Here is an 18,663-nt window from a genome sequence, read left to right as displayed (position 1 = left end):
AAACGCGGACGCCGTGCCGCCCGAGGGGGTCGGCGCCCCACGCACGGCCGGGCGGATGACAGCCTTGGGGCATGGCAGTGAGCAATGTGGACCGTGCGGACGAACAGCCCCGCGCCGGCGGGACCGGCACCGAGCGGGGCGGCGCCGAGGGCAGCGTTCTGGTCGTGGACGACGATCCGACCGTCTCGGAGGTGGTGGCCGGTTACCTGGAGCGGGCCGGTTTCACGGTGCGCCTGGCCGCGGACGGCCCGGCCGGCCTGCGCGCCGCCGAGGAGCACCGTCCCGACCTGATGGTCCTCGACCTGATGCTCCCCGGTATGGACGGGCTGGAGGTCTGCCGCCGGCTGCGCGCCCGCGAGAGCGGCGGGGAGAGCGGCGGCGGGGAGAGCGGCGACCGGCCCGTCCCCGTCATCATGCTCACCGCGCGCGGCGACGAGGACGACCGGATCCTGGGCCTGGAGGTGGGCGCGGACGACTACGTGACCAAGCCGTTCAGCCCGCGCGAGCTCGTCCTGCGGGTGCGGTCGGTCCTGCGCCGGGCGCAGGCCGGCGCCCCGTCCGGCACCCCGCAGGGCGGTCCGCGCCTCGCGGTGGCGGGCCTGATGCTGGACCCGGCGGCCCGCCGGGTTCACAAGGAGGGCAGGGAACTCGCGCTCACCCTGCGGGAGTTCGATCTCCTCGCCTACTTCCTGCGGCACCCCGGGCAGGTCTGCGACCGGGAGCGGCTGATGCGCGAGGTCTGGGGCTGGGACTTCGGCGACCTGTCGACGGTGACCGTGCACGTGCGGCGGCTGCGCGGGAAGATCGAGGACGATCCGGGCAGCCCGCAGCTGATCCAGACGGTCTGGGGCGCCGGTTACCGCTTCGATGCGGCCCCGCAGGCCGGGACCGCGCCGGCCGTCGGGGCGGAGGACGGCCGTGCGTGATTTGCTGCTGATCGCCCTGTACGCCCTCCTCGGCGCGGGCGGCGCCGGACTGCTCGGGGCCGCTGCCCTGCGGATACTGCGCCGGCGCAGCGTCGCCGTATCCCTGGCGATCGTCGCCGCGGTGGCCGTGACCGCGATGCTCGCCGGAACCCTGACCGTGGCCTGGGCGATGTTCCTGTCCTCCCACGACCTGGCCGTGGTGACCATGGTCGTCGCGACGGCCGCGGCCGTCTCGACGGCCACCGCGCTGCTGCTGGGCCGCCAGGTCGTCCGACGCTGCCGGGAACTCGTCGCCGCGGCACGGGACTTCGGGGAGGAGGGCACCTTCGCGGCGCCGGAAGTGCCGGCCCCCGCCGAGCTCACTGCGTTGAGCCGCGAGTTGGCCTGCACCAGCGAACGGCTGGCCGCCTCCCGTGAGCGCGAGCAGGCCCTGGAGGCCTCGCGGCGCGAGCTGGTGGCCTGGATCTCGCACGATCTGCGCACCCCGCTGGCCGGGCTGCGCGCCATGTCGGAGGCGCTGGAGGACGGCATGGCCGCCGATCCCGCCCGCTACCACCGGCAGATGCGCACCGAGGTCGACCGCCTGAACTCCATGGTCGGCGACCTGTTCGAGCTCTCCCGCATCCATGCGGGCGCGCTGTCCCTCACCCTCACGCGGATGTCCCTGCACGACCTGGTGGGCGACGCCCTGGCCGGCACGGACGCCCTCGCCCGCGAGCACGGCGTACGGCTGGTCGGCGACGGGGTCGCCTCGCTGCCGGTGGAGGTGGACGGCAAGGAGATGACCCGGGTCCTCTCGAACCTCCTGGTCAACGCGATCCGGCACACCCCGGCCGACGGTACGGTCGCGATCGCCGCCGAACGCCGTGCGGACTCCGTGGTGGTCTCGGTCACCGACGCCTGCGGAGGCATCCCCGAGGAGGACCTCCCGCGCGTCTTCGACACCGGCTGGCGCGGCACTCCGGCCCGCACCCCGCCCTCGGGCGCGGGCCTGGGCCTCGCGATCGTCCGGGGCATCGTCGAGGCCCACGCGGGCCGCGCGCACGTCCACAACGTCTCGGGCGGCTGCCGCTTCGAACTGACCCTGCCCGCGGCCGCCGGCTAGGTCGTCTCTTTCGGATCCTGTCGGGTGAGCCCGGTCGTCCGGTCCCATGGGGTCTCCCCAGGCCCGCCAGGGCCGAGGGGAAGCATCGCAAGGCGGAGGGGCGCCCGTGTACTGGACGTACTCGGTCCCCGGCAACGCGGCCGGGTGCGGTGCCGGGCGCCGTGGGCCCGACAAGATCCGGAAGAGACGGCCCAGGCGCATGCGACACCTGGCCCGTGTTCGCAGTGCCGCTCGCCGGTGGCCCGCCGGCTCGGACAGCAAGGCGTCCAGGAGGCCGGGCCGGCGGCGGAAGGGGCCTCCGTCATGGCCCGGGATCCGGGCCGGAAGGACCTGCGGGTCCCTCAGGCAGGGCTCCGTTCGTCCGCGGCCGCGGCGAGTTCGGCCATGCCCGTGGTGAAGGGGACCGCCGGGCGCCAGGCCAGGTCGTGGCGCAGGCGTGCCGAGTCGGCGGTGATGTGGCGGACGTCGCCGAGGCGGTACTCGCCGGTGACGTCCGGGGCCGGGCCTCCGCAGGCGGCCGCCAGCGCCTCGGCCATGTCGCCGACCGTCCTCGGGTCGCCGCTGCCGACGTTGTAGGCGGAGAACCCGGCGGGCCCGGCGTCCGCGTCCGCCCCGGACAGGGCCTCCAGCGCCACCGCATTGGCCCCGGCCACGTCCCGCACGTGCACGAAGTCCCGCCGCTGGCCGCCGTCCTCGAAGACCCGCGGCGCCTCGCCCCGCGCGAGCGCGGACCGGAAGAGCGCGGCCACCCCCGCGTACGGGGTGTCGCGGGGCATCCCCGGCCCGTAGACGTTGTGGTAGCGCAGCGAGATGACGCGACCGCCGGTCGCCCTGGCCCAGGAGGACGCCAGGTGTTCCTGGGCGAGCTTGGTCGTGGCGTAGACGTTCCGCGGGTCCGTCGGGGCGTCCTCCGCGACCAGCCCCGGCACCAGGTCGGCGCCGCAGAGCGGGCAGCGTGGCTCGAACCGTCCGGCTTCCAGGTCGGCTTGGGCGCGCGGCCCGGGCCGGACCGTGCCGTGGGTGGGGCAGTCGTAGCGTCCCTCCCCGTAGACGACCATCGATCCGGCCAGCAGCAGCCGCGGGATCCGCGCCCGTGCCATCTCGGTCAGCAGCACCGCGGTGCCCAGGTCGTTGACCGATACGTAGCCGGGCGCGTCCCCGAAGTCCTTCCCCAGTCCCACCCTGGCCGCCTGGTGGCAGACCGCCTGCACGCCCGCCAGCGCCTCGGCCACCGCATCCGGGTCCCGTACGTCCCGCCCGTCGTCCGCCAGGTCGAGGACCACCGGATCGTGCCCGCGGCCGATCAGCTCGGCGACGATGTGCGAGCCGATGAAGCCCGCGCCTCCAGTCACAAGTACGCGCATGGCCCCGACGCTATGACGGATACGGCCCCGCAGCGCGCCCGCCGGACCGCACGTCATGGATCCGTAAGAACAGCGGCAGCGGCCCGGCGGGGGCGCACGCGGCGGGCCGATCAGCCCAGGGGACCCGACAGGGGTGCGGGGAGCGCCGGCGCGGTCGGCGGCAGCACCCGGGGAGCGGGAGCGGCCGGGGCCCCGGCGGACGGGGCCTGGACCGGCGGCGCCCCGGTGGAGCGGTCCTTCCCGGCCGGGTCCGGGGTCCGCGGCACGGTGGTGCCGCACAGCGACTGGTCGCGGTAGTCCCTCATGGCCGCGTCGGCCGGGTGCGGGTCGAAGTCGGTGCCGCTCTCGTTGACGCGCTGGTACTTCATCAGGTTGTAGCCGATGGCGAACTGGCGGCGGCCGTCCGGGCTGGACAGGGCCCAGGTGCCGGCGCCGAAGACTCCCCCGTCGTGGCCCCAGGCCGGGCCGCACGGCGTGTCCAGGGTGTAGATGCCGAGTCCGTAGCGCATGGCCACGGCCCCCGTCCCGTCCTTGACGTCGACGGTGGTGCGCATCTGGTCCAGCTGGCGGCGCGGCAGGAGGTCGCCGCCCAGCAGGGCCCGGTAGAAGGTGTTGAGGTCCTGGGTGGTGGAGACGAGGGCTCCGGCGGTGCCGGCCCAGGTCATGTTGTAGTCGCTGTAGTCGCGCGGCGGGTCGATGATCCCGTAGAAGCTCTCGTACATGCGGGCGTGGGCGCCGCGGATGCGCGGGTCGGTGCCCGGGAAGTAGGTGTCGCGCAGGCCCGCCCGCCGGATCACGTCCTGGGTGATCAGCCGCTCCGGGTCCTGGCCGGTCACCTTGCGCAGCACTTCGCCGAGCAGCACGTAGTTGGTGTTGGAGTAGGACCAGTCGGTGCCGGGTTCGAACAGCTGCGGCCGGGCCACCCCGTATCCGATCAGCACGGCGGGCTCGATCGTGCGGTACCGGTGGTCGTCCAGGCTCTCCGTGGTCCCCTTCAGGAGGGAGGGAAAGGCGTCGCCTATGTAGTCGTGGATGCCGCTGGTGTGGTTGAGCAGCATGCGTACGGTCACCTTGCGGCCGCGCTCGCCCGGCAGCAGCTCGGGCACGTAGTCGCCGACCGGCCGGTCGAGGTCCACCCGGCCCTTCGCGGACTGCTGGAGGACGGCGACGGCGGTGAACGTCTTGGTGACGCTGCCGACCCGGTGCCGCAGGTCCGGGCGGACCTTGCGGCCGGTGGACACGTCGGCGACGCCGGCGGCCCCGTCGAAGCGCTCGCGCCCGTCGCGGACGGCGGAGTAGACGCCGTACACGCCCGCCTGCTGGATCGCGTTCAGCCCCGTCTGCAGCCGGGTCCGGTCGAGGTGCCGGCCGGCGGCCGGGCCGTAGGTGCTCGGCGCCTCCTGAGTCGCGGCGCTCGCGACCGGGGCGAGGCCCGCGAGCAGGGCTATGGCGACGGCGGTGGCCGAGGCGGCGCGGCGCAGTCGTGGTGCGGGTCGGTCGGCAGGACGGGTGTGGGGCACGGCGGCTCCTCGTCGATGGCCCGGTGGGGCCCGGCGATCTTGGTCACTGTCCATTCTTCGCGCCGTCCCGCGGCCCGGCCTCGTCCGCCAGGACGAGCCGGGCATCAACCTCCGGACCGAGACGCACCTTGACGAGCCATTACATTTGTCACTTCGCGCCGGCCGGCCGCGCCCTCGCACCCGGTCACCGGCCACGTGCTGTGACTCCGCACACGCCCCCTTGACCAGGGAAGGAAGGCTTGCCTAACTTCGAAGGCATGGCCCCCCACGACCCCACCCCTTCCTCCGACGCCTCCGGTGCCTCCGGTGCCCCCGACGCGTCCGAGCTGGTCGATTTCAGCGTCGACCTCACCTCGCAGGAGGTGCTCCGGCGCGCCCAGGTGATGGCGGCCCTCGGCCCGGACTGGGATCCGGTGGAGGTGCTCCTCGGTGAGGAGGCCGCCTACGACCTGCTGTACTCCGGACTCGACGCCGATCAGCAGCGCATCTACGACGACCTGGTCGCGGCCGGTGTACTGCCCGCGCGCGGAGACGGCCGTGCTGCCGCTTGACCCGCAGGCCGATCCCGGGCGGCGTGCCTGGGTGGCCTGCCCGAAGTGCGCGGACGCACGCGGCTGCGAACCGTGCGAGCAGCGGCGCACCTGCTCCGCCCACTGGCGCTACCTGCTCACCAACACCGGCAGCCTGCTGCACCTGCAGTGCCCCGGGTGCACCCACGTCTGGGTGCACGAGAGCGGCTTCGGGGCCACCCGCTCCCTGTGGGACCGGGTCTCGGGCGCCCTGCCCGGCTTCTGAGCGGCCGCGGCCGCAGTCCCCGGCCCCGGCCCTGACCCCGGCCCCGGTCGTACCGGGCCGCCCCTCGGCTCAGGCTGCGGTCCAGCCGCCGTCCAGGGGGATCGAGGCGCCGGTGACGTATCCGGTGTGCGGGCCGCACAGCCACAGGACGGTCGCGGCGACCTCCTCCGGTTCGATCAACCGCTTGACCGCGGAACGGCTCAGCAGCACCTCTGACACCACCTGACCTGCGTCGATGCCGTGTGCGGCGGCCTGGGCCCCGATCTGCCGCTCCACGAGCGGGGTGCGGACGTAGCCCGGGTTCACGCAGTTGCTGGTGACTCCGTGCGGGGCGCCTTCGACGGCGGTCACCTTGCTCAGCCCCTCGAGACCGTGCTTCGCGGTCACGTAGCCGGCTTTGAAGGCACTGGCGCGCAGCCCGTGCACGCTGGAGATGTTGACGACGCGGCCCCAGCCCCGCGCGCACATGGAGGGCATGGTCCGGCGGATCAGCAGGAACGGCGCGTGCACCATCACGCGCTGCATCAGCGCGAAGCGGTCCGGGGGGAACTCGGTCAGCGGGGCGACGTGCTGGAGTCCGGCGTTGTTGACCAGGATGTCGATGTCGGTGGGGAGCTCCTCGACGGCCTCGGCCACGGCCAGGTCCACGACGTGCGCCCACCCGCCGATCTCCGCCGCGACGGACTTCGCTGCGGCGGCGTCCATGTCCACCACGTGTACGAGGGCTCCGGCCGCGGCGAGCGCCGAGGCGCAGGCCCGCCCGATGCCGCTGCCGGCGCCGGTCACCAGGGCGGTACGGCCCGCCGGGTCGGGGCCCGCGGCTGCTGCCGGCCCGTGGGGCACGGGAGGGGGTGTGCTCGTCATGCCCGGAATCATCCGGGACGGCCGTGGTCCGCTCCCATGTGCGCGACCGCCACAGTCGGGCCGCCGCACGTGTCGGCCGCCGCCAGGGCCCCGGGCCCCGGGCCCCGGGCCCCGGGCTCACTGGCGCGTATCGGGCGACACCGCGCGCAGGGAGTACAGGACGGGCAGGTGGGAGTCCCCGAACGGGAGCCGGTAGCGGCCGTCCTCGCCCCGGATCAGGATGCCGCGGGCATCGAATTCGGCGGCGACGTGCTCGCCCAGGTGCTTGATGGTGAGGCCGGCGGTCGCGGCCGCGGTGACGATCTCGCCGATCGAGTACGGGTACTGCACGGATTCCCGGGCCGGCAGGCTCAGGCCGGGATCGGCGTAGGTGCCGGTGACCGTTTCGCGGTGGGGCTCGCCCCCGCCGTAGGGCCAGTCGACGACGAGCGGATCGAGGGTGGCGACCGCCTGGCAGGCCGGATGCAGATCCACCAGGACCAGGCTTCCGCCGGGCCGCAGGGCCCTCGCCGCGCCGCGCATCCAGGCGTCGAGGTCGGCGATCCAGCACAGGACCCCGTAGGTGGCGACGACCACGTCGAAACCGCCGGCCAGGCTGTCGGGCAGGCGCTGGGTATCGGCCTCGACGAAGGTCGCGGGCAGGCCCGTCCGCGCGGCCAGCAGTCGGGCCCGTTCGAGAGCGGTCGGCGAGAAGTCGACGCCGGTGACCCGGGCGCCGAGCCGGGCCCAGTTCAGGGTGTCCATGCCGAAGTGGCACTGGAGGTGCAACAGGTCCAGGCCCGTCACGTCCCCCGCCAGCTCGCGTTCGAGCGTGCGCAGGGTCTGGTGTCCGGCGACGAACGCCTCGACGTCGTAGAACTGGTCGGTGGGCGTCGAGCCGTGGACCCGGGCCCACACGTCCCACAGGGCGCGGTTGAGCGCGAGTCCGCCGTCGTCCGCGCCGGTCCCCGTTTCGGTCATGGGCCCGAGGATGGCACACGGCACGGCCACCGATCGATGTGTTTCCGCCCGAGCCGGAGCAGGAGCCGGACCCGCAGGATGAGCGACGGTACGGTGCGGTGCGCGACCTGAACGCACCGGCCCGGCACCGCCCGCTCCCACCGTCACTCCCGCAACGCGGGTACGCGCGCGCTACTGCGCGCCGAGCAGGTCCAGGAGCGGGGACAGGCCGGCGGGCCGGCGGTCGGCCGGGAGGTGGTCGACGAAGTGCACCGGGCAGCCGAGCGCCCGGGCGCCGCCGTCCGCGCGCCGGTCGTCCCCGACCATCAGCACGTCGGCGGGGGCGAGGCCGAGCCGGTCGCAGGCAGCCCGGAAGATCACCGGATCGGGCTTCTGGGTGCCCAGCTCGAAGGAGAGCACGTAGGCGTCGACCAGCTCGTCGAGGCCGTGCGCACGGAAGACGGGCCGCAGGTCCCAGCCGATGTTGCTGACCACCGCCACCGGGAGCCCCCGTCGGCGCAGTTCGCGCAGGGTCGGGGCGGTGTCCGGGTACGGGTGCCAGGCGGCGGGGGCCATGTGGCGCTCGTAGAGGGCCTGTTCCAGCTCCGGCTGCGTGATGCCCGCGGCCCGGGTCAGCCCGCCGTAGGCCGCCCGGTGCTGCTCGGCACTGATGTCCCGCTGGTCCCACAGGGCTTCGAGGTGCGCGGGGATGTGGCGCGGCGACGGCCCGCCGGGCAGCGCGCCGTACTCGGTGAGCCGCCGTACGGTCTCGTCGTACTCCTGCTCCCCCAGCGCGCTGCCGGTCCCGGCGAGAGCGGCGTCGAGCCACGCCTCGATCGGCTCGACGCGCAGCAGCGTGCCGGAGAAGTCGAACATCACCCCTTTGATCATGCGTTGATCGTAGGGCAGTGGTGCCGGTGGACGAGGAGCGGGCGTTCGGAATGCTCCGGCCGTCGCGAGAATCGATGGTTATGAGGTCCCTGCGGGAATGAGTCGTGCCCGCCGGTGCCGGAGTACGGCGGCGCAGGTCAGGACGACGGCAAGGCCGGCCAGAACGTAGACGTACCCGTTGATCGACAGGGCGAGGTGCTCCACCGTCGACCCGTCGGCATAGATGCAGGTGTTGCGGAGGGGCCAGTACTCCTGCCTCAGGCTCGCCAACCGGGCGCCGGACGCGCCGTCGTCCTCGCACACCTCCGGGAACGGTCCCCCCAGGGTCACGGAGAACCAGCCGTAGCAGTACACGGCCGTGGCCGAGAACCCGAGGATCAGGGCGAGAACCGCACAGATCCGGGACTGCGAGCGGGGCGGGTTCCTCAGCATGAGCACGAGCAGCACGATGCACGTCGGCACCGCCACCAGACTCACGAGCAGGAGCAGACCGATCAGAGGCAGCGGCATTGCGTCTCCGCCTGATGCGGTGGTGCGGACACGCGGAGCCGCGTGGTTCTTCCCGTCTCCTGCGCCGAACGATTCCTCATGACTGGGGAAGATACCCGGCATGCCCCTTTCGGCTGCGGGAGGCGTCGCACGTGATGCCTCCCGCACGTCTTGCGGGCGACCGCGCGTGGACGCCGGGTCAGGTGGTCGGGTGCAGCCGGGACGGGGTGTTCGGTGAACTCTCCCGGCCACCGTCGATGTTGGCCAGGGCGCTGCCTGCCAGCCAGGTCCGCCAGTCCAGGTTCCAGTCGCCAAAGCCGTTGTCGAAGGGGGCCATCTTCTCTCCGCCGCTGTTGACCACCTCCACGATGTCGCCCTCGCGGACCGTCTCGAAGAACCAGGCGGCGTCCTCGGTGCTCATGCCCGTGCAGCCGTGGCTGACGTTCTCCTCGCCCTGCGCCTCCACCGACCAGGGTGCGGCGTGGATGTACTCGCCGCTCCAGGTCACGCGGGTCGCGTAGGAGACCGGCAGGTCGTAGAACTCGCTGGTACCGCGCTTGATTCCGACGGTGTCGCCGCGCATCCGCACCTTGGGTTCCTTGCGCAGCACGACCTTGATACCGCTGCGCGTCCGGAAGCCCGCCTTGCCGGTGGTGACCGGGATCGTCCTGATGACCCGTCCATTGCGGCGTACGGTCATCCGGTGCGTGGCGGAGTCGGTGACGGCCTCGATCCGGTCCGCGATGGTGAACTGCACCTCGTCGGAGGGGCCGCCGTAGTCGTGGTTGCCGACCTCCACCCCGTCGAGGCGGCTGTGGACCCGCACGACGGTGTGGGCGGGCCAGTACGTACGCGGCCGGAAGTGCAGGGTCGATTCGTCGACCCAGTGCCAGGCGCCCCCGACATGGGGCTCCGAGGTCACCCGGAGGCCCTGCTCCACCCGGGCGCGGGCCGGGAGGTCGTCGGCGGGCACCGGGCGGCTCAGGCTGGCCGTCACGATCTCGCCCGCACCATAGGTGCCCGGGCGCGGCCCGAACTCGACCGTCAGCCTGCCCCCGTCGGCGGGCGGCGCGGTCCGGAACGCCATGGTCACGCCGACCGGGGCGCCCGCCGCGTCCTGGGCGCCGACCTGCACGGTGTAGGTCTCCCCCGCCCTCATCGGCTCGCTGTTGAGCCAGCGCTCGCTGTCCGGGGCGAGGGCGCCGGCGAGGTGGCGGCCGCGCCCGTCGCGTACGGTCACGTCCGTGAGGCGGCCCGCGTCCGCGAGGGCGATCTGGAGCGGCCCGCCGGAGTCCGTCGGCAGCACCTCCACCCGCGCGGCCTGCGCCGCGTCACCGAGGGAGGGTTCCTTCAGTACGGCTCCCATGCCGCGCGCGGTGGCCCGTACCCGCTGCTCCTGCCAGCCGCTGCACAGTCCCGGCCGGAACATGCGCACCGCACAGGGCCCGTCGCCGGATCCGCGGCCCTCGTCCAGCACCCTCCCGACCAGCAGGGTGACCGCGGCCTCGCGCGGCGCTCCCGCACGGTTCCCCTCCGAGGTGTCCGCAGCGGGCGCGCGGCCCGGCGCTGCGGCGACGACCAGCATGGCCCCCGTCACCGCAGCCACGGCGCCCCACGTCTTGGTCGGTTGTCTCCGTCGCATTCGTGGCATAGACGTATCAAACCGACGTGGCGCCAAAATGATGATCATGCCTGCGGCGCTGCGGCCGAACGGGCACCGAAGTGAACTCGGACGGAGCACAGATCCCGTCCCGGACGAGCGGGGACCGGACGTGTGCCCGATACTCGGGTGCCCCCGGGCGGGGCTGCGGCGACAATGCGGCCATGGCTATCCGCACGGTACGACCGGATGAACTGACCCTCCTCCAGGACATCGAGAGGGCCGCCGGGCGCTGCTTCCGCGACATCGGCATGCCGGAGATCGCCGACGACGAACCGCTGACACGGGACGAGCTCGCCGCCTACCAACGAGCCGGGCTGGCCTGGGTGTCGGTCGACGGGGCCGATACCCCCGGCGCCTATCTGATCGCCGAGCGCGTGGACGGCAACCTGCACGTCGAGCAGGTGTCCGTCCACCCGGACCGGGCGCGCCGCGGGCTCGGCAGGGGCCTGATGGAGCACCTGGCGGAGTTCGCGGCGCGCGGGGGCGTGCCCGCGCTGACCCTCACCACCTTCACCGAGGTCCCGTGGAACGCCCCGTACTACGTGCGCTGCGGCTTCCGGCTCTTGGACGACGCCGGGCTCACCCCCGGCCTGCGGGAGATCCGCGACCGCGAGGCGGCGCACGGGCTGGACCGCTGGCCCCGTGCGTGCATGCGGCGGGACCTGTGACGCGCCCGCGCGGCTCTTCGCCGAGCGCGAACCGGGATCGCAGGCGGGTCCGCGGTGTGCTGAGGTGGCCGCATGGATCTTCTTGTACTGGGCGGGACCGCATGGTTGGGGCGTGAGATCACGCGGCAGGCCTTGGACCGGGGCCACGCGGTGACCTGCCTGGCGCGGGGCGAGAGCGGCGAGGTCGCCCCCGGAGCGCGGCTGGTGGCGGCGGACCGGAACCACGGGTCCGCCTACGCGGAGCTCCTCGACCGCGACTGGGACGCCGTGCTGGAGGTGTCCTGGCAGCCCGCCTTCGTCCGCGGCGCGCTGGCGGCCCTCGCCGGGCGCGCCCGGCACTGGACCTACGTCTCCTCCGTCAGCGCCTACGCCGACCACGCCGCGGTCGGCGCCGACGAGTCGACCCGGCTGCTGGCACCCGCGCAGGGACCGTACGTGGGGCGGGAGGAGTACGGGGAGGCCAAGGTCGCCTGCGAGGAGGCCTCGCGCGCGGCGGTGGCCGACCGGCTCGTCGTCGCCCGGGCGGGCCTGATCGGCGGACCGGGCGACGGCAGCGGGCGGTCCGGGTACTGGGTGGCCCGGGCCGGCCGGGAGGTGGAGCAGCCGCTCCTCGTTCCCCGCTCTCCCGGCCTGCCGACCCAGGTGATCGACGTACGTGATCTGGCGGGCTGGCTGCTGGACCTCGCACAGCAGGGTGCCACCGGGACCTTCGACGCCGTCGGGCCCGTCGTCCCGTTCGACGCATGGGTCGAGCTGTCCCGGCAGGTGGCCGGGCACACCGGTCCGGTGGCGCCGGCGGACCCCCGGTGGCTCCTCGATCAGGGGGTCGGGCCGTTCATGGGCCCCGAGTCGATGGCCATGTGGATGCCGGACCCCGAGTGGGCCGGGTTCTGCGCCCGCAGCGGGGCCGCGGCGCGCGCGGCCGGGCTGCGCCACCGTCCGCGCGCGGACATGCTGGAGGACCTTCTGCGGTGGGAGCGCGCCGAGGGACTGGAGCGTCCCCGCCGGGCCGGGCTGAGCACCGCCCGCGAGCGCGAGCTGCTGACCGCCCTCGCCGAGGTTCAGGTGTCCTGACGCAGGATCGGATGGCTTGATTTCCCTATTCCGCATGGCTGGATCCGGTCGGTGCGCTTAACTGGGCGCCCGCTCCTCTTCCATGTCCGTGGCAGGAGACCCGTGTACCCACAACCGCACCCTCCGCAGCCTCCACAGCCGCAGCCCTTCCACCCGGTCGAGCCGCCGCCGCATCCGCGCTGGCCCCCGGCGTTGGCCGTCGCGGCGGTCGTCGTCGCCACGCTCCTCGTGCCCCCGGTGGGCGCCGCGCTGGCCTTCCTCGCCCGCTGGGGCAGGACCGGCAGGATCGTGACGGTCGCGCTCGCCTCGATCTGGTTCCTCGTCCTGGTCACCGCCGACTCCGACCCGAAGACCCGGCCGGCGGCCGCGGAGCCGCGGCCCGGGCCGACGGTCACCGTCACCGTGACGGTCACCGCCCCGGCCGCGGTCGCCGCCGCGCCGAGCCCCAGCCCCTCCCCCACCGCCCCTGTCACCCCTGCCGCCCCCGCTACCAGTCCCGCTCCCGTGGCTCCCCCGACCCCCGCCGCCCAGCCGGAAGCCGGCCCGGCACCGGCGAGCAGCCCGCGGAGCGAGGATCCCGAGGAATCCTCCACGTCCGGCGGGGGCGGCAGCGTCTACTACAAGAACTGCGCGGCGGCGAGGGCGGCCGGCGCGGCGCCGGTCCGACGCGGAGACCCCGGCTACGGCCGCCACTTGGACCGCGACGGCGACGGCGTCGCCTGCGAGTAGCACCGCGGGACCCGGCGGCGGCTCACGCCAGTCCGTACCGCCGGGCCGACTCCTCCTCCTGGGCCAGCCGGTGCAGTGCGTTCAGCACCGGCCGGAACAGGATGGTCGCCGCCACCGCGGTCTCGACCTGCTCCGCCTCCGAGGGGTGGGTCTCCACGAAGTCCAGGTCACGCACGGCCACTTGGTGCATCAGCTGGGCGTACGGGGCCATGAGCGCGGCGTCCCACGGATAACCGAGCCGCATCAGTGTGGCCACCGCCGCCACCAACGAACGGTGGACCGGCGAGAGTTCGCCCACCTCCCGGGCGGTGGACCAGCCCAGGTCCCGGAGCAGCCGGTCCACCTCGGTGCGCGCGGCGGCCATCACCTCGTCCTCGTCCTCGTCCTCGCCCTCTCCTCCGCCCTCACCTCCGTTCTCGCCCCGGTCGTCGGCCGGTTCGGCCTCCCGGGGTAGTGCCCACAGGGCCGCACCCAGGCGGATCGTGCGGCCCAGGGACTCGTCGTCGACGTGCCCGAGCACCTTCCGGACGTCCGCCACCGGCACCCGGCCGACCTGGATCATCGCGCGCACCAGCCGCAGCCGGCGCAGATGGCCCTCGTCGTAGTCGGCGGTCGTCGCGCTGACGCGACGGCCGGGCGGCAACAGCCCTTCGCGCAGGTAGTACTTGATCGTGGCGATGGCCACGCCGCTCCGCTCACTCAGTTCTGCGAGCCGCACTCTCTTGAACCTTCCCTTGGCGAGTGCCACTATCCAATCATGTGACGGTTGGACAGCGGAGCTATCCAACAAGGCGATCGGGAGGCCGGCGTGTTCGCGAAACCCTTACCGGGCCGTACCACCGCAGCTGCCGAGGGGGACGTCGTCGTCCTCCTCATCGGCATGCGCATCAACCACTTCTGGGCCGTCCACCACTGGATTCCGGTGATCACGGCCATGCCCCGCATGCTCCGGGAGCTCGCCAAGGACCCCGCCCGGGGGCTGCTGGGCCACGTCCTGCTGACCGCGTCACCCCGTACCTACTACGTAGTCCAGTACTGGGAGTCCAAGGAGAAGCTCTACGCGTACGCCGCGGCCCCGGACATGCTCCACCACAAGGCATGGTCGATCATCAACCGCAAGGACCGGGCGGGGAAGCTGCGCCGCCACGTGGGCCTGTGGCACGAGTCGTACATCGTCCCCGAGGGCTCCTACGAGGCGATCTACTTCGACATGCCGCCCTTCGGGCTGGCGGCGGCCACCGGGGTGCTGCCCCTGGAGAGCCGCGGCCGGCGCGCGGCCGACCGCTTCGCGCACCGTTCGCCCGCGGCAGGATCCGGAGCCGAAGCCGCGGCAGGGGCCGGAGCCGCCGCCGACCGGTGAGCCGGCATCCCGGTCGGCGTTCCGGTCAGCGTCGTGGCCTGGTCCCGACGGCGGCCGTGACGGTGACGCTCCGGAGGTAGGTACCGTCCGGGTCATGGGCCAGCAGCGCGTCGCGCAGCTCGGACTCGAAGGCGTCCTTCCGGTCGCCGAACCGGGCGGGGCCACAGCGGGCCCGGGAGAACTGGAGCCCGACCAACTGGTCCAGGGTGCAGCGCGTGGACTGCTCCCACGTGGTGATCTCGACGCGGGAGAACACCGACTTCGCCAGACGGTCCGCCACGTCCTGCACCTCGTCGCCCGGTTCGGCCCCCGGGCCCTGCGGTCGGTGGTCCGCTCCGAGGAAGCGCGCGCACACCTCGTCGACGACGGCCGGCCAGGAAGGGTCCGGGCCGGACCGTCCGGACCCGGCCGGCGAGGTGGTGACCACGGCGATCCCGCCGCGCGGCGCGAGCATGCCGTCCAGGTCGGCCAGGAGCCGTACCCGGTCCATCCGGTGGAAGGCCCCGCCGATCACGCACAGGTCGAGCCGGGGCAGGCACAGCCGGCCGACGCCGGCGGCGTCGCCGCGCAGCCAGGAGACGTTCGTACGGCCGAGCTCCTCGGCGAGCCTGCACCCCTCGGCGAGCATGGCCGGTTCCGGATCGACGGCGTAGACGTGCTCGACCAGCGGCGCCAGCGGCAGGGAGAGCGTGCCCGGTCCCGCGCCGAGGTCCAGTACGGTCTGGGAGCCGTCGAGCGCGAAACGGTCCGCGAGGAGCGCGTAGCACTCCGCCGGGTACGGGGGCCGGTAGCGGGCGTAGTACGGGGCGGCGGACGCGAACGGGGTGCTCATGGGGTCCTCCCGGGCCGGGGTTGCATCCGCCGATGGTGGGGCACAACCCGCCGTCCGGCAGCGGATGGGGCCCGCAAATCCCCCGTACGGATGCTCCCCCGGGCTACGCCGTGCGAGTGGCCCGGGGGCGCGGCATCACTTCTGCGGGGTCAGCCGCTCCCACAGGAAGGTGTGCACCAGGGCCTCGTTGAAGGCGGTCTGCCGGTGGTCGGTGGCACCCGCGTGGCCGCCCCCGAGGTGCTCGTGGAAGAGGACGGGATGCCCGTGCTCGCGCAGCCGGGCGGCCATCTTGCGGGCGTGACCGGGGTGCACCCGGTCGTCGCGGGTCGAGGTCAGCAGGAGCAGCGGCGGGTACGCGGGCCCGTCCGCCCGGACCTGGTGGTACGGGGAGATCCCCTCCAGGTGGGGCCGGTCGGCGGGGCTGTCGGGGTCGCCGTACTCGGCGATCCAGCTGGCCCCGGCCAGCAGCTTGTGGAAGCGCAGCATGTCCAGCAGCGGCACGTGCGCGACGACCGCGCCGAACAGTTCCGGGTCGCGGGTGAGCATGGCGCCCATGAGCAGCCCGCCGTTGCTGCCGCCCTCGATGCCCAGCTGGGCGGGGGTGGTGATGTCCCGGGCGGTGAGGTCGCGGGCGACCGCGGCGAAGTCCTCGTACGCCCGGACCCGGTTCGCGCCGAGGGCCGCCTTGTGCCAGCCCGGCCCGTACTCGTGCCCGCCGCGGATGCCCGCGACGACGTACGTGCCTCCGCGCGCCAGCCAGGCGCGTCCGGTGACCGCGCTGTACTGCGGGACCATGGAGATCTCGAAGCCGCCGTACCCGTAGAGCAGGGTGGGGCCCGGGCCCGGGCGGTCCTCGGGACCGACGACGAAGTACGGCACCCTCGTGCCGTCCGCGGAGGTCGCGAAGTACTGGCGCACGGCGAGGCCGTCGGTGTCGAAGAGCGCCGGGCTCTGCTTGAGGATCTCGCTCGCGGTCCCGCTGTCGCCGTCGTCCCCACCGGTGCCGCCGGCCGTGCCCCGGTACAGCGTGGCGGGCTGGAGGAAGCCGGAGACCTGGTGGAAGTACTCGTCGCTCACGTCCGGGTCCGTGCCGGTCACCGAGGCGGTGGACAGCGGCGGCACACCCGGCAGCGGCGCGCGCTGCCAGCCGCCGGGGCCCGGACGACCCTCACCCGGGGTGAGCAGCTCCAGCCGGGAGGAGACATCGGCGCGGGTGCTGAGGATGAGGTGGTTGCGGGTCCAGCTGTAGCCGGCGAGCGCGGTGCGCTCGTCGGGGGTGAACAGCACCTCGGCCTCGCGCTCCCCCGCCCGGAAGGCGTCGAAGTCGAAGGCGAGCAGGCTGCCCGCGGGGTGTCCGAGCCACGGCGACTTGGGTGTGACGATCAGCCACCTGCGGTGGACGGAGGCGCCCGCGTCGTCCGGGACCTCGATCTTCAGCGGCGGGGCGGCGGCGTCCTCCTGGAGCAGGAAGAGCTCCTGGTTCCAGAAGTCGATCTGCCGGTGGACGAAGTCCCGCTCGAAGCCGGGTGTGTCGTCGTGCCATCCGGAGGCGGACAGGTCCGTGGGCCGGCCTTCGTAGACCGCTTCCGCGTCCGCGAGGGGCGTCCCGCGGTGCCAGCGGCGCACCTGGAGCGGGTAGCCGGAGGAGGACATCGAGCCGGCGCCGAAGTCCGTACCGATCCAGACGCGGTCGCGGTCGATCCAGCCGATCCGGGTCTTGGCCTCGGCGACCGTGAACCCGTCCTCGACGAACTCCAGGGTCTCCAGGTCGAACTCGCGCACCACGCAGGCGTCCGCGCCGTCCCGCGACAGCAGGACGAGGGCGTGCCGGTGCTCGGGGGCCAGCACCCGGCTCCCCGCCCAGGCCCACTTCTCGTCCTCGGCCTCGGCCAGCGCGTCGAGGTCCAGGAGCACCTCCCAGGCGGGCCGGTCCGTCCGGTACTCCTCCAGCGTGGTGCGCCGCCACACACCGCGTACGTGGTCGGCGTCCTGCCGGAAGTTGTACAGGTGGCGGCCGCGGCGGACGACGTAGGGGATCCGGCCGTCGTCGTCCAGTACCTCGCGCACCTCCTGTTCGAGCACCTTGAACCCGGGGGAACCGGTCAGCGCGTCCACGGTCTCGGCATTGCGCTCCCGGACCCAGGCGAGGGCCTCGTCGCCGGATACGTCTTCCAGCCACAGGTAGGGGTCTTCATCGCTCATCAGGCGATTGTGCAGGAAGCGACCGGCGGGTGTCCGGCCGGTGCCCCGGCCGGTCGGTCTTCCCCGGCCCGGTCGGTCTTCCCCCGGCCGGTCAGTCTTCGTCGGCCGTCGGGTCGTCGGACCTCGGGTCACCGCCCGCGCGGCGGGCGTCGCGCAGCGCTGTGTGCACCGACCAGGTCACCGAGACCAGCGGCACCGCGACCACCGCACCGACCACTCCGGCGGCGATGGCTCCGGCGACCACCGAGATCGCCACCACCAGCGGGTGCAGCCGGACCGCCCGGCTCATCACCAGCGGGTGGAGCAGATGGCCCTCGATCTGACCGATGATCACGATCAGCGCGACCACCACGCCCGCGATGATCGGTCCCTTCGCGGCCAGGGCGACCACGGCGGCGACCGCCAGGGCGACGGGCGATCCGATGAGCGGGATGAAGGCCGCGAAGAACTCCAGCAGGGCCAGCGGCACGGCCAGCGGGACCCCGAGGAAGTAGAGCGCCACCCCTACCAGGACCGCGTTCGTAGCCGCGACGAGGACGATCCCGCGGGTGTATCCGGTGAACGTACGCCAGGCCGCGCCGCCGGCGATGCCCACGCGGGCGCGCAGCCTCGGGGGCAGCTGGGCACAGAACCAGGCCCACTGCCGGTCCCCGCCGTGCAGGAAGAAGAACGAGCAGAAGGCCCCGAGGGCGAGGACGGTCAGGACGTGCACCAGGCGCCCGGCTCCGCTGACCGCCTGGCTGAGCACGGTGGAGCCGTGGCTCGACAGGTAGTCGCCGAGGCGCGACTGGAGGTCGGAGAGCGCGTGCGGGTTCAGCCGGAAGGGGGCTCGTTCCAGGTACTCCTCGATGCTGTCGATTCCCTGGCGGAACTCCCGGGCCAAGGTGGTGCTCTCCCCGGCCACCGCCGTACCGACCAGGGCCAGCACGCCCAGCAGGACCAGCACACTGCCCAGGAGGGTGACGGCGACGGCGACCGAGCGGGGCAGGGTGCGGGCGAGGCGCCGGGTGGGCCACCACAGCAGGGCGGTGACGACGAGGCCGAGGAAGACGGCCACGGCGATCTCGTGGAACCGGCCGAGCACGGCGAAGACGGCGTACACGGCGGCGCCGACCACCAGCAGGCGCCAGGCGTACGACGCTGCCGTACGCAGGAACGGTGACACCGGCGGCATGACCCATGAGTGCCACCGCGGGCGTCCGATGCCACGCGCACGGAGCCGGATTCGCCCGTCCGTGATCG

Annotated in this window: 19 protein-coding genes; 8 read left to right on the top strand and 11 right to left on the bottom strand. The window is 73.6% G+C overall.

The window, feature by feature from the left end:
- Positions 1 to 71: 71 nt before the first annotated feature.
- Complete coding sequence (locus tag B6R96_RS33165) at positions 72 to 926, top strand: response regulator transcription factor (protein WP_081524542.1); 855 nt, start codon at positions 72 to 74, stop codon at positions 924 to 926.
- Entirely contained in the window at positions 919 to 2,031 is a 1,113-nt protein-coding gene (locus B6R96_RS33160; RefSeq protein ID WP_081524541.1) for a sensor histidine kinase, read from the top strand. The genes B6R96_RS33165 and B6R96_RS33160 overlap by 8 nt, the downstream gene beginning before the upstream one ends.
- 341 nt (positions 2,032 to 2,372) lie before the next feature.
- Here B6R96_RS33160 and B6R96_RS33155 read toward each other — a convergent pair whose 3' ends face one another.
- Positions 2,373 to 3,395 (bottom strand): NAD-dependent epimerase/dehydratase family protein, encoded by a 1,023-nt coding sequence (locus B6R96_RS33155; protein ID WP_081524540.1) that lies wholly within the window; start codon positions 3,393 to 3,395, stop codon positions 2,373 to 2,375.
- Between the two features lie 110 nt (positions 3,396 to 3,505).
- Positions 3,506 to 4,843 carry a serine hydrolase domain-containing protein gene (locus B6R96_RS33150; RefSeq protein ID WP_443070023.1) on the bottom strand — a complete coding sequence of 446 codons (1,338 nt, stop codon included), beginning with the start codon at positions 4,841 to 4,843 and terminating at the stop codon, positions 3,506 to 3,508.
- A gap of 329 nt (positions 4,844 to 5,172) precedes the next feature.
- On the opposite strand from B6R96_RS33150, the gene B6R96_RS33145 reads away from it, so the two are divergent.
- Positions 5,173 to 5,466, top strand: a complete 294-nt coding sequence (locus tag B6R96_RS33145; RefSeq protein WP_053703880.1) for a DUF6400 family protein — start codon at positions 5,173 to 5,175, stop codon at positions 5,464 to 5,466.
- Positions 5,453 to 5,710, top strand: a complete 258-nt coding sequence (locus B6R96_RS33140) for a hypothetical protein (RefSeq protein WP_037860623.1) — start codon at positions 5,453 to 5,455, stop codon at positions 5,708 to 5,710. Before B6R96_RS33145 ends, B6R96_RS33140 begins: the two co-directional genes overlap by 14 nt.
- Before the next feature lie 69 nt (positions 5,711 to 5,779).
- Here the strand turns inward: B6R96_RS33140 and B6R96_RS33135 are convergent, their stop codons facing one another.
- From B6R96_RS33135 to B6R96_RS33115, 5 genes are all read right to left on the bottom strand, one after another.
- On the bottom strand, positions 5,780 to 6,574 hold the full coding sequence (locus B6R96_RS33135) for a 3-hydroxybutyrate dehydrogenase (protein ID WP_081524538.1): 795 nt from the start codon (positions 6,572 to 6,574) through the stop codon (positions 5,780 to 5,782).
- Between the two features lie 117 nt (positions 6,575 to 6,691).
- The gene (locus B6R96_RS33130; RefSeq protein WP_081525371.1) at positions 6,692 to 7,534 is read right to left on the bottom strand and encodes a class I SAM-dependent methyltransferase; all 843 of its coding nucleotides are present in this window, start codon (positions 7,532 to 7,534) and stop codon (positions 6,692 to 6,694) included.
- 171 nt (positions 7,535 to 7,705) lie between these two features.
- Positions 7,706 to 8,404, bottom strand: a complete 699-nt coding sequence (locus B6R96_RS33125; RefSeq protein ID WP_081524537.1) for an HAD family hydrolase — start codon at positions 8,402 to 8,404, stop codon at positions 7,706 to 7,708.
- Between the two features lie 78 nt (positions 8,405 to 8,482).
- A complete protein-coding gene (locus tag B6R96_RS33120; RefSeq protein WP_081524536.1) occupies positions 8,483 to 8,914 on the bottom strand; it encodes a hypothetical protein in 432 nt (143 codons plus the stop codon).
- A 178-nt stretch (positions 8,915 to 9,092) separates the two neighbouring features.
- Positions 9,093 to 10,499: a L,D-transpeptidase gene (locus B6R96_RS33115; RefSeq protein ID WP_237291586.1), complete on the bottom strand. Its 1,407-nt coding sequence runs from the start codon at positions 10,497 to 10,499 to the stop codon at positions 9,093 to 9,095.
- A gap of 218 nt (positions 10,500 to 10,717) precedes the next feature.
- Here B6R96_RS33115 and B6R96_RS33110 point away from each other — a divergent pair, with 218 nt between their 5' ends.
- From B6R96_RS33110 to B6R96_RS33100, 3 genes are all read left to right on the top strand, one after another.
- Positions 10,718 to 11,224 (top strand): GNAT family N-acetyltransferase, encoded by a 507-nt coding sequence (locus B6R96_RS33110; protein WP_081524535.1) that lies wholly within the window; start codon positions 10,718 to 10,720, stop codon positions 11,222 to 11,224.
- Between the two features lie 72 nt (positions 11,225 to 11,296).
- Positions 11,297 to 12,298 carry an oxidoreductase gene (locus B6R96_RS33105; protein ID WP_081524534.1) on the top strand — a complete coding sequence of 334 codons (1,002 nt, stop codon included), beginning with the start codon at positions 11,297 to 11,299 and terminating at the stop codon, positions 12,296 to 12,298.
- Between the two features lie 102 nt (positions 12,299 to 12,400).
- Positions 12,401 to 13,027: an excalibur calcium-binding domain-containing protein gene (locus B6R96_RS33100; RefSeq protein WP_081524533.1), complete on the top strand. Its 627-nt coding sequence runs from the start codon at positions 12,401 to 12,403 to the stop codon at positions 13,025 to 13,027.
- A gap of 22 nt (positions 13,028 to 13,049) precedes the next feature.
- Here B6R96_RS33100 and B6R96_RS33095 read toward each other — a convergent pair whose 3' ends face one another.
- Entirely contained in the window at positions 13,050 to 13,745 is a 696-nt protein-coding gene (locus B6R96_RS33095) for a MerR family transcriptional regulator (RefSeq protein ID WP_081524532.1), read from the bottom strand.
- A 90-nt stretch (positions 13,746 to 13,835) separates the two neighbouring features.
- On the opposite strand from B6R96_RS33095, the gene B6R96_RS33090 reads away from it, so the two are divergent.
- A complete protein-coding gene (locus B6R96_RS33090) occupies positions 13,836 to 14,387 on the top strand; it encodes a DUF4188 domain-containing protein (RefSeq protein WP_081524531.1) in 552 nt (183 codons plus the stop codon).
- Positions 14,388 to 14,412: 25 nt separating this feature from the next.
- On the opposite strand, the gene B6R96_RS33085 is transcribed toward B6R96_RS33090, so the two are convergent.
- The 3 genes from B6R96_RS33085 to B6R96_RS33075 all read right to left on the bottom strand — a co-directional run bounded on the left by B6R96_RS33085 (position 14,413) and on the right by B6R96_RS33075 (position 18,595).
- Entirely contained in the window at positions 14,413 to 15,219 is an 807-nt protein-coding gene (locus B6R96_RS33085) for a class I SAM-dependent methyltransferase (RefSeq protein ID WP_081524530.1), read from the bottom strand.
- Positions 15,220 to 15,354: 135 nt separating this feature from the next.
- Positions 15,355 to 17,421 (bottom strand): prolyl oligopeptidase family serine peptidase, encoded by a 2,067-nt coding sequence (locus B6R96_RS33080; RefSeq protein WP_081524529.1) that lies wholly within the window; start codon positions 17,419 to 17,421, stop codon positions 15,355 to 15,357.
- Between the two features lie 91 nt (positions 17,422 to 17,512).
- A complete protein-coding gene (locus B6R96_RS33075; protein ID WP_081524528.1) occupies positions 17,513 to 18,595 on the bottom strand; it encodes an AI-2E family transporter in 1,083 nt (360 codons plus the stop codon).
- Between the last annotated feature and the right edge of the window lie 68 nt (positions 18,596 to 18,663).

Origin of the sequence: Streptomyces sp. Sge12 (assembly GCF_002080455.1) — a bacterium.
Classification (GTDB): domain Bacteria; phylum Actinomycetota; class Actinomycetes; order Streptomycetales; family Streptomycetaceae; genus Streptomyces.
This window is presented reverse-complemented; position numbering and strand designations above follow the sequence as displayed.